Below are 9,885 nucleotides of genomic sequence, written 5' to 3'. Positions count from 1 at the left end.
GTTGTGAACGGGGTGCCCGCTATAACGATCCGAAATTTGGGATTGAGTGGCCCCTCCCTGTCGTTGTAATTTCTGACAAAGATGCCAACTGGCCCCTGTTTGAAAACGCGTAACCATCACTTAGGCTAACCTTGTAGCACAGATAACCATGACTCTAACCATCCATGATTTAGAAAAGTTGCAAGCCGAGCACCCAGACTATCGGATGGAATTGATTCAGGGGGAAATTGTCGTCATGAGTCCATCAGGATACGAGTCTGAGGAAGTTGCCTCAGAATTCTCTCGGCAGTTGGGCAATTGGACAAAACCCAGGCGTTTGGGAAGAGTGACGGGATCTAGCGCTGGCTTCATCCTGCCTAATGCAGATACTCGTGCTCTGGATGTGTCGTTTGTGCTAGCAGAACGCCTGAAAGTTGCACCCCGCTCCTTTGCCGAACTCGCACCTGATTTGATAGTTGAGGTCAAGTCTCCCGCCGATAGCATCGCCAAACTAGAGGACAAGATTGCCGCCTTTTTACGGGAAGGTACGCGCATCGGGATTCTTATCAATCCAGAAGACCGCACCCTAAAGGTCTACCGTCTTCACCAAGAGCCAGAACTGTTTCAAGATGGAGACATTCTGACCCTACTAGACTTGTTGCCAGGATGGGAGCTAGCGATCGCTGAACCATGGTCTCCAGTGTTTGAGTAATCAACAGAGACCATAATTCAGCCCACGACAATTCAGCTTGCCTCCAGGAAGGCCGACCCTACCCTACGGTTGCGAGTTGCCGTTGGGGTGCAAATATGGCATCTTGCTCTGCTCTGAGTTTATGGCAGAGTTGCCCCTCAGGAAGCTCAACATCATCATAGGTCAGAACTTGATCCTTGGGGATAGCGCGCTTTAGGCGACAGCCTTCTGACAGACCCATGGGTAATAATCGCTTCTTGCGCACTACATCTGAATTTTCACATTGCCCATAGGTCATGTAATGGCCAATGCCATCAAGAGTTTCCCCTGCCTCTAAGTCGCGTTTGGCCGTTGTGATGACATCAACCACTGGCCCAGCTATAGGTGCAATTACAGGATCATTGAGTAGTCCGACACGAGCAATAGAAATAGGAAACTCTACACAGCAGAGATGATAGGGAGTGTAGAAAGAATAGAGTGGCCCTTCACCTCGCTTGAGATACTGGAAATAGTGGCGTTGCGTGGGGTCTTCGGTGTAACCAATCACATACACTCCAGGGCCTGGTTCCGCACCGAGCACATAGTCAACGATGCCACCTAGACGCTTCAGTTGGTCAACATCATAGACATTGACGAGTTCATCGACATGCTTGACAGAGTGCCCGATCATTCCGCGCTGGGCCACAACCATGCCCGTTGCGTTGGCGACGATCGCCTGCTCAAAGGCAATCTTGGTGCCATCAGCAAAGCTTGTCACCATGTGTGGAGTTTGGTTCCAGCGCTTAGCAAATTCAGCTTGAGTTGCTGGAGTACGGTAAGGATCCAACATGCCTTTAACATTGCCGCAGACCAGTGGTTGTAATCCTAAGGTTTTCACAAATCGATAGAGATTCATCTCCACACCGGGTTGATCACCCTCGCAGCCGGATAAAATCACGCCTTGGCGATCAGCATAGTGCTTAAGGATGGGGCCGATCGTGCCATCCAACTCAGCATTCATCATGACCACTGGTTTCTGATGATTGATTGCCTCCAGCACTACTCCAGCCGCAAATTCAATGGTTCCAGTCACCTCAGCAATAATGTCAATGCCTTCAGCTTGGCACAGTAGACTAGCATTTTCCGTAACAGCAGGTTTGCCTCGGCGGATAGCATCTTCAAGTTGGAAGAGAGTCTTTACTTCGATTGGATCATCAATGCCGGCTTCTGCGTATGCCTTACGGGCACTCTTCAGAGTACGGCTCGACACAGCCACCAACTCCATACCTAACGTGAAGTTGACAATCTGAGTCGCAATGCCCCATCCCATCGCTCCAGCGCCAACCATCCCAACTTTGAGAGGATTGCCTGCCTCATGACGAGCTTTCAATGCAGTATCAACGATAATCATTAGCGATTTAGCTCCTTTGGTAATTTATGGTGGGTGACGGATCTACTTCATTAAATAAAACATGTGTACTGTATATAAAAATACACTGCATCACACTAAGGATCTCTTCAAGTTACTTACGCCAAGGATCCAGCACAGTCATCACCAGTGAACACAAAATTGACCGAAACCTGTTGAACTGAACTGTTCCTGTACAGATAGCTCAGAGTCTTAACTCAATTAAGGTAAGGTTAAGGCTCTGAATAGGCCAAGAAGTTGCTGCTGTTATAGCGATTGCCAATGCATAGCTTAGGGAGTAGTTGAAAAGTTAGCCAAAAGCTCTACTACAAAGCTGCCAGTGACTTCCAATAACTTTGCTTGGAATTCTTATCAATCAAAGCTGTTGAGAAACTTTTCAAATGCTCTCTCAGGGAACTGCAAACCGCCTAGATGCAAGGGTAAAACGCTAGTTTTCCAGTTCCTATCATTAATCTCCTATCCCTAATCAAGGGGGAGTCAATCCACCAGGAATTCTAACTGCTGCGACATTTGGAACAACAAATGCACCGAGCACAAACGGCTTGCCTTTCAATAAAACTTGCAGAATTAGGCTTTGGATAGTCTCTCTGACTAGGTTTAGTCTAAACATAAGGCAGCTCTCAGCTCTTAACTCAAAGGACTGAATCTTGCAGTACTGGTCACTCGTTGGATCCTACATCAGTAGATGCCATTTATACAGTAACAGTAAACTGCTTTTTTTGTGTGAAGACTTTGCGAGTATTACTGGGTGAAGTTAAAGATTCATGAGATTTGAAGATTCATGACTGGTTGCCTGACAAAACTCTTGAAACTACTACCCTCTTGTAGGTTAGGTTAGTGATAGCGTAACTTAACGGAGCATAGACTAGTGTTGGGTTTCAAGTTGTTCAACCCAACCTACAGAAAAGATGTGTAGAGAAGATTTGTTAGTCAACTAGGATTCATGACTAACCCCTGCAAGTATTCATAAATCAATGTGTTAGCAAAGTTTTAGGTCAGCCTTAATCGGGTTCACTACCAAGCAAAATCCACGAAACCCTAGATACTATCAGGCCAAAACTCTTATCAAAGCCACTGCAATTTACAGCAAGGTGAATAACATGGTGTATGGCTGTTAAGAGTACTGATCAGGATGGGTGTAAGGATGACTTCGGTGATCAAAGAAACGGTTACGATGCTTACCCGCGATGGCGTGCGGCTAGATGCCGATTTGTATCGTCCGGCTGTGACTGGGGAGTACCCAGTTCTGTTGATGCGACAACCCTATGGACGGGCGATCGCGTCAACCGTTGTCTATGCCCATCCTACTTGGTATGCTGCCCATGGCTACATCGTGGTTATTCAAGATGTGCGAGGGCGAGGTACCTCTCAAGGCAGTTTTCAACTCTTCACCCACGAAATTGATGACGGCTACGACACAGTGAACTGGGCAGCGCAACTGCCCGGCAGCAATGGACAGGTGGGTATGTATGGATTTTCCTATCAAGGCATGACTCAGCTCTACGCCGCAGTGCATCGTCCTACAGCTCTAAAGACCCTCTGTCCTGCCATGATAGGCTATGACCTCTATGCGGATTGGGCCTACGAAGGGGGAGCATTTTGCCTGCAAGCTAACTTGAGCTGGGCACTGCAACTGGCAGTAGAAACTGCACGGCTGGCTGATGATGAAGCAACTTATCTCAAGCTGCTAGCGGCTACCCGTAACCTGCCATTACATGACCCTATTCCTGCCCTACCGGACATTATGACCCAACTAGCACAGGATTCTTTTTATCATGATTGGCTGCGGGAACCACCTGACAGTGCTTACTGGCAACGACTATCTCCCTCTAAGTTGTTACAGGGTGTTGATTTACCAATGCTGCACATTGGCGGTTGGTTTGATACATTTCTGCGAGGGACGTTGAACCTGTACCAAGCCATGGCTAGCCGGAGCCACTATCGTCAACAGTTAGTTGTTGGCCCTTGGTCACATCTGCCATGGGGGCGTAAGGTGGGGGCTATGGATTATGGAACTTTAGCCACAAGTCAAATTGATCGGCTGCAACTCCGCTGGTTTGACCAATTTCTCAAGGGCATAGACACAGGTTTGTTGACTGAGCCATCGATTGCTCTGTTCGAGATGGGTAGTAATCAATGGTGTACTTTTGATCAATGGCCTGCTCAAGCAAGCGATAGTCACTATCTTGCTAGCACTGGTTTAGCTGCGATCGACACGAACGATGGCAAACTTGATGACAAAGCTGTCCATGGTGCTGTCTCAGACATGATCGTGCATGACCCTTGGCGACCAGTACCTGCTTTAGGAGGTCATGCTGCCAGTCCAGCGGGGAGTTACGATCGTAGTGCCATCGATTGCCGTAGTGATGTGCTTACTTACACCACTCCACCCCTGGAGACAGAATTGCACTTGCTGGGCACTCCTGTAGCAGAGCTTTACTGCACAACTGACTCACCTAGTTTTGACCTTTGTGCTGTGTTGTCAGAAGTCTATCCTAATGGTGCTGTTTATAACGTCAGCCAAGGCTATGTAAGAGTTGAGGATGGGCGATCGTTGGTTCACATTACTTTGCAACCAACCTGTGTCTGTCTAGCCGCGGGCCACGCGCTACGTCTAAGCATCAGTGCTGCCTGCTTTCCAGCCTATCCTGTCAATGCAGGTACTGGTAAGCCTCTGTCTGAAAGCCGCCTGATTGATGCTCGGATCATTACTGTGACTATTCACAGTAGCAGCACTACCCCTTCCCGATTGATTTTGCCGAAAACAGAAGACCATCTGGAATCCCGCAGATTGCTATCCCAATGATTACAGCTTGTTACGCTGCTCAACTGCGCCGCAAATTAGACGGTAGTTGGGATTGTCTTCTCTCAGCCGGTATACCAGCCACTTGTTTCAATGCTGGTGAATCGGCATTTATACTTATTGGACGTGTAGAACATTACGTTTAATGTCGTTGCTTGCGGGTGACAACCATAGCTTGTTAGTCTACATAGACTACAAAAATGTCTTGTCGTTAACTGTTGATAACTTTGGTGCCTTTAGAGGTGAAGTTACAGGACGTTTTGCATCATGGTCAAGAAATATTGTTACCAGTGGGTTGAAGCTTGGTGCTGCGAGAACGGTTGGACTGACCTATTTATCGAGCAACGGCACTATTGGGCATTTCCTCCTGGTGCTGTGATGCCAGTCCCCATCCCTAATAGTGTGCTACGTAGCATTAAGGCTGAAAAGGGACTAACTCCCTATGAGCGGTGGTGGATTGGTTGTGCCTGGACGGGGGCGATCGCAGGCACTGCCCTCACGATTATGCTCCAGTCCCCTATGCCCTTAGTGGCTGCCTTTGCCCTTGGGGCATTTGTGACCGCCATGCTTGACGACAACTAAAATCTACGATCTATGCCTCGATTTCTGCATATCGCAGATGTACACCTCGGCTATGAAATGTACGGTTCTGTTGAGCGGAGCCGTGATTTTTTTTATGCTTTGTATGATGCCCTAGAGCGCTATGCTGTCGCGGAACGGGTGGACTTTGTGTTGATTGCAGGTGACCTGTTTGAACATCGCTATGTGCTACCTGCTGTGCTCAACCAAGCCCAACTTTGCCTTGAGCTGCTGAAGGCAGCAGACATTCCAGTGTTGGCGATCGAGGGCAACCATGACCATCGTCCCCATGGCACAAAGACTAGTTGGCTGCGCTACCTAGCAGATTGGGATTGGCTGATCCTGCTAGAGCCACAGGAAGATCAGGCTGAACAGGGCGCTTGTTATTCAGCTTGGAGTCCTGAAACAAAACGCGGTGGTTACATTGACCTAGCTTGTGGAGTACGTGTAATAGGATCTCGATGGTATGGAGCCTCGGCACCGCAGTCTATTCCGCTATTAGCTAATAGCATTCGGCAGCTACCTACACCACCCCCCTATATGGTGATGATGTTTCACCACGGTCTGCAAGGACAAATAGCCCGCTATCAAGGCGCGCTTGATCCAGCCGTGTTGTTACCGCTGCGAGAAGCTGGTGTTGATTACCTAGCGCTGGGCCATATCCACAAAAACTACACGCTGGATGACTGGATATTTAACCCCGGTGCCATAGAAGCCAATAGCATTGCAGAAAGCCAAGAGGAATGTCCTCATGGAGTATATCTTGTAACCATGACAGAGCAGGGCATCCAAGCGGAACTAAAGCGAGATTATCGTCAGCGATCAATTGTACGCCTAGATTTCAAGGTTGAGAGCAATTGGACCGTCGAAGAAGTAGTAGAGCGAACGATCGCCTATGTGCAGAGTCACCAAGCCCGCACAGCAGATGCCATCGTCGAAGTCAAGCTTCATGGACAAGTGAGTTTTAATCGGTTAGATGTGAATGTCCGAGACCTGCGCGATCAACTTCACCAGCGATCAGGCGCACTAGTGTTGCTGTTGCGCTATGATCTGGTAGGCACTGAATACGATACTCTGAGCGGTTGGGATCATAATGCTCCCCCCCCTCGCTCGGCGATCGAAACTCGTGTATTCACCGATTTACTCGCTGCCCATGCAACCTATCGTGATCAAGCTGATCAGTTGGCCCGTGCCTTGATTGACTTGAAAGAGCAACTACTGCTGGGGCGTTCAGATTTGGCTCTATATCGCTTAGTCGAAGATGCATTGATTTCTCGTTAACCTTGACCTACCTATCAACTAAGCACATCCCACCCCCACTATTAGCTCTCTCTGAGGCAATCAGAGAAACTCTATAGACAGTCATAAAAGGTAATGATTGTCTGGGAAGGGGGCTTAGAGGACGTGCTCACGGACGTTCTCACAAGGAGGGCTAGCTCTCCTCACCCCCACTTGAATCATTACTTCTTGATCACTACCACTCTGTAATCACGACAAAAGCGTCAGATCAGTAAATCTTCGGAGTTTGTCCAAGACTTAAAGATTTGGACAAGTTCCTGTGAACTCTTGCTTTGGGAGTAGTTTCTTCAACACTAATCTGGGCATAATTGGGAGTAATAGTGAGTAAATAATACACAAGTGTAATGGCTGGGCGACGGATTGTAGTAGGTGATGTTCATGGGCATTATGAGGGCTTGATGCTGCTCATGGAAGCAATTACACCCCATTCGGATGACAAGGTTTACTTCCTCGGTGACTTGATCGATCGTGGCCCTCAAAGTGCCAGCGTTGTTGACTTCATTATCAAGCAAAATTATCAGTCACTGCTGGGTAACCATGAACAACTCCTTCTAGAAGCCTTTCCTGATGAAGAACCCTCGCCTCCAGACATGCACATCTGGCTATGTAGCGGCGGGCAAGAAACAGTCACCAGTTATAGCAAGGATCTGTCTCAACTGTTTGAGCATCTCAAGTGGTTCCGGACGCTGCCAAACTACCTAGACTTGGGAGATTTTTGGCTAGTTCATGCAGGTGTTCATCCTGGGTTAGCTGTTCATGACCAAACAGCTCAAGAATTATGCTGGATTCGGACGGAATTTCACAGTATGACTGAACCCTACTTTGCTGACAAGACAATCATTGTGGGGCATACGATTACCTTTACCCTCCCTGGTGTTAAACCTGGGGAACTAGCTCAAGGATCTGGCTGGATAGACATTGATACAGGAGCCTATCACCCTAAAAGTGGCTGGTTGACTGCAATTGACTTAGATAATCGCTGGGTTTATCAGGTTAATGTTTATCATAGCGGTCAGTTCCGCTCGTTGCCCCTAGACGAGGCGATCGCCCATGTTAAACCCCAAGATGTCCTAGCTCGCTATCGCGTTGTGAGTCATAACCATCACTAAGACTCTGGATTAGATGGCATCCGTCATCCTGGGATGTTAGGCTGTTATCAAGTCCTGATTCTATGGATAAGCATGGTGCAAGCTGAAAAGTTCCTAGGAGTTAGGATTGCTAAAGTTGTTGTGGGGTTATCTGTGGCGATCGCCCCAGGGTCTGCTGTCTGTTCGCCTAACCAAAATTCTACGAGTATAGCTACCATATCGGAGCCAAAGGCATCCCTATCAGAGCCAAAGGCATCCATCAGCCAGCAGTCTAAGGTTGATCGTGCCGAGGCTGATCGTGGGGCAAAGGTAGTGGAGAAATCTCGCCGTGATAGCCAGCAGCAAGAGGCCATCCGGCAAACTGTTCTGGCTGATCCCTTAATTAAGGCTGCTTTGCAGGCAGAGATTAATCGTGTTCCCAACAGTGCTAGGCCAGTGGTGCCCTTGCAAGTTGGTGCGATCGCCATTGTGAATAACTACGCCTTAGCCGAGTGGTTTGCCGGAGTAGGCGATTTACCGTTTGATGGTTATGCCTTGTTGATTCAGCAGCAATCCGATGGGCCATGGATTGTGCTAACAGAGTCGGTAGGGTTGGTTCCTGGGAGCATCACTCCTAATCTCCTCACGCGGCTAGGACTACCACAGACGCTGGTAACTGCCCTGGTCAATGAATTTCGTGCTGCGGGTGCAAAATTTGAGGTGGATGATACAGGTATAGGAGAAGAGCCAATGATCTGCATTACCCAAGTGCAAGATCCCAACCCGCCTACCCATGTGCGGCTGTTGCCTGAAATCACTCCGACTAATATCCTGGGACAACTACCCCAGGGTACACCAATTACGGTGGTTACTTCCCTCCAGGGCTGGCTCAAGATTCGGCAGCCTCTGATTGGCTGGGTCTCTCTAAACCTGACCCAGGTGTCCTGTGGTAATTCCCCCGCAGAGGTACAAGCTCGACTTAACCAGTTGTCTTTCCTAGAGGAAGAGTTGGCAGTAAAGGCTGCAGATACCCTTGTGCGCTATCTTTACCGTGGTGTTGATGCCAGCTATGTGCCCCTTGCGGTTGCAACCTTTGATAAGTTGGCTAGTAATATTAGGCGCTTTGATGTGCTCCAAGATGCTCTAGATCGGCAAACTGAAGATGTGCGGCAAAAGGTGTTACAACAGGTGCTTCAGGTTGGTCTATCTCCTACAGCTCAAGCTAATTTTGCTGCGGCAGTGCAACGCCAGCGACAAGGTATCGGAGGTCGATCGCCCACCCTAGAAACTTGGCAGAGGTTGAGTCCTACCAGATCTCGATAGCGAACTTGTACCAGATCTCGATAGCGAACTTGTAGGGTAAAAAACTAGTGCATTAGGATCCAAATTGGATTTCACCCAAAAACCTATGGCTAATCCCTAATCAATCCAGTGATGGGTCATCACGTAGCGCACTAGTTCGGCCCGGTTATTAGTTGCAGTTTTGCGCAACAAACTGCTGACGTATTTTTCGACTGTGCGGGCGCTGAGATGCAACTGCTCGCCAATTTGGCTATTGGAAAGTCCTTCCACTAGTAGTCGTAAGACATCTTGCTCTCGTGGGGTCAAATTACTGGGCGATCGCTGAGGATTGACAGCCTTGCTGACTTCTCCTACAGCTTCCTGGTATTTAGTAGCCTGTGATTGTGCTTGCAACTCTGCCTTGACAAGGCTATGTTGCACGATTTGCGATCGCTCTAACAAGCTGCGCACTACTGCTCCTAGCTCAGCTAGCTCAAATGGCTTAGGCAGATAGACATCACCACCAACTTGGTAACCCTTAATCCGCTCCTCAACCTGAGCGCGAGCAGTGAGAAAAACCACAGGCATGAGCCTTAACTCCGGCTGTTGACGCAATTTTTGCACTAGCTGGTAACCATCCATACTAGGCATATTGATATCTGTGATCAGCAGATGGGGTTGCCATTGGTCTAGCATACGCAACGCAACAGAGCCATTCTCAGCCACAATGACCGAATAGCCAGCCGCTGACAAATAATCATTGATTGCCAGCCGAGTT

General features: G+C 48.5%; 9 protein-coding genes. 7 read left to right on the top strand and 2 right to left on the bottom strand.

Features of this window, described 5'->3' with window-relative positions; genetic code table 11:
- Together NZ772_07465 and NZ772_07460 are read left to right on the top strand one after the other, a co-directional pair.
- Positions 1 to 113 (top strand): dTDP-4-dehydrorhamnose 3,5-epimerase (locus tag NZ772_07465; GenBank protein ID MCS6813395.1); only part of this gene is annotated, 113 nt, incomplete at its 5' end.
- A 35-nt stretch (positions 114 to 148) separates the two neighbouring features.
- Entirely contained in the window at positions 149 to 691 is a 543-nt protein-coding gene (locus tag NZ772_07460) for a Uma2 family endonuclease (GenBank protein ID MCS6813394.1), read from the top strand.
- Between the two features lie 58 nt (positions 692 to 749).
- Here the strand turns inward: NZ772_07460 and NZ772_07455 are convergent, their stop codons facing one another.
- Complete coding sequence (locus NZ772_07455) at positions 750 to 2,060, bottom strand: NAD(P)-dependent oxidoreductase (protein ID MCS6813393.1); 1,311 nt, start codon at positions 2,058 to 2,060, stop codon at positions 750 to 752.
- A 1,162-nt stretch (positions 2,061 to 3,222) separates the two neighbouring features.
- Here NZ772_07455 and NZ772_07450 point away from each other — a divergent pair.
- The 5 genes from NZ772_07450 to NZ772_07430 all read left to right on the top strand — a co-directional run bounded on the left by NZ772_07450 (position 3,223) and on the right by NZ772_07430 (position 9,149).
- Positions 3,223 to 4,884, top strand: coding sequence for a CocE/NonD family hydrolase (locus tag NZ772_07450; protein ID MCS6813392.1), 1,662 nt, complete (start codon positions 3,223 to 3,225; stop codon positions 4,882 to 4,884).
- Between the two features lie 264 nt (positions 4,885 to 5,148).
- Complete coding sequence (locus tag NZ772_07445) at positions 5,149 to 5,463, top strand: hypothetical protein (GenBank protein MCS6813391.1); 315 nt, start codon at positions 5,149 to 5,151, stop codon at positions 5,461 to 5,463.
- 12 nt (positions 5,464 to 5,475) lie between these two features.
- The gene (locus NZ772_07440) at positions 5,476 to 6,741 is read left to right on the top strand and encodes a DNA repair exonuclease (protein MCS6813390.1); all 1,266 of its coding nucleotides are present in this window, start codon (positions 5,476 to 5,478) and stop codon (positions 6,739 to 6,741) included.
- Between the two features lie 362 nt (positions 6,742 to 7,103).
- Positions 7,104 to 7,868 carry a serine/threonine protein phosphatase gene (locus tag NZ772_07435; GenBank protein MCS6813389.1) on the top strand — a complete coding sequence of 255 codons (765 nt, stop codon included), beginning with the start codon at positions 7,104 to 7,106 and terminating at the stop codon, positions 7,866 to 7,868.
- Between the two features lie 72 nt (positions 7,869 to 7,940).
- The gene (locus NZ772_07430) at positions 7,941 to 9,149 is read left to right on the top strand and encodes a hypothetical protein (GenBank protein ID MCS6813388.1); all 1,209 of its coding nucleotides are present in this window, start codon (positions 7,941 to 7,943) and stop codon (positions 9,147 to 9,149) included.
- 96 nt (positions 9,150 to 9,245) lie between these two features.
- Here the strand turns inward: NZ772_07430 and NZ772_07425 are convergent, their stop codons facing one another.
- A complete protein-coding gene (locus NZ772_07425) occupies positions 9,246 to 9,878 on the bottom strand; it encodes a response regulator transcription factor (GenBank protein ID MCS6813387.1) in 633 nt (210 codons plus the stop codon).
- Positions 9,879 to 9,885: the final 7 nt, after the last annotated feature.

The organism is Cyanobacteriota bacterium, from assembly GCA_025054735.1.
Lineage (GTDB): Bacteria > Cyanobacteriota > Cyanobacteriia > SKYG9 > SKYG9 > SKYG9.
The sequence above is the reverse complement of the archived record's forward strand: the minus strand, read 5'-3'. Positions and strand labels throughout refer to the sequence as shown.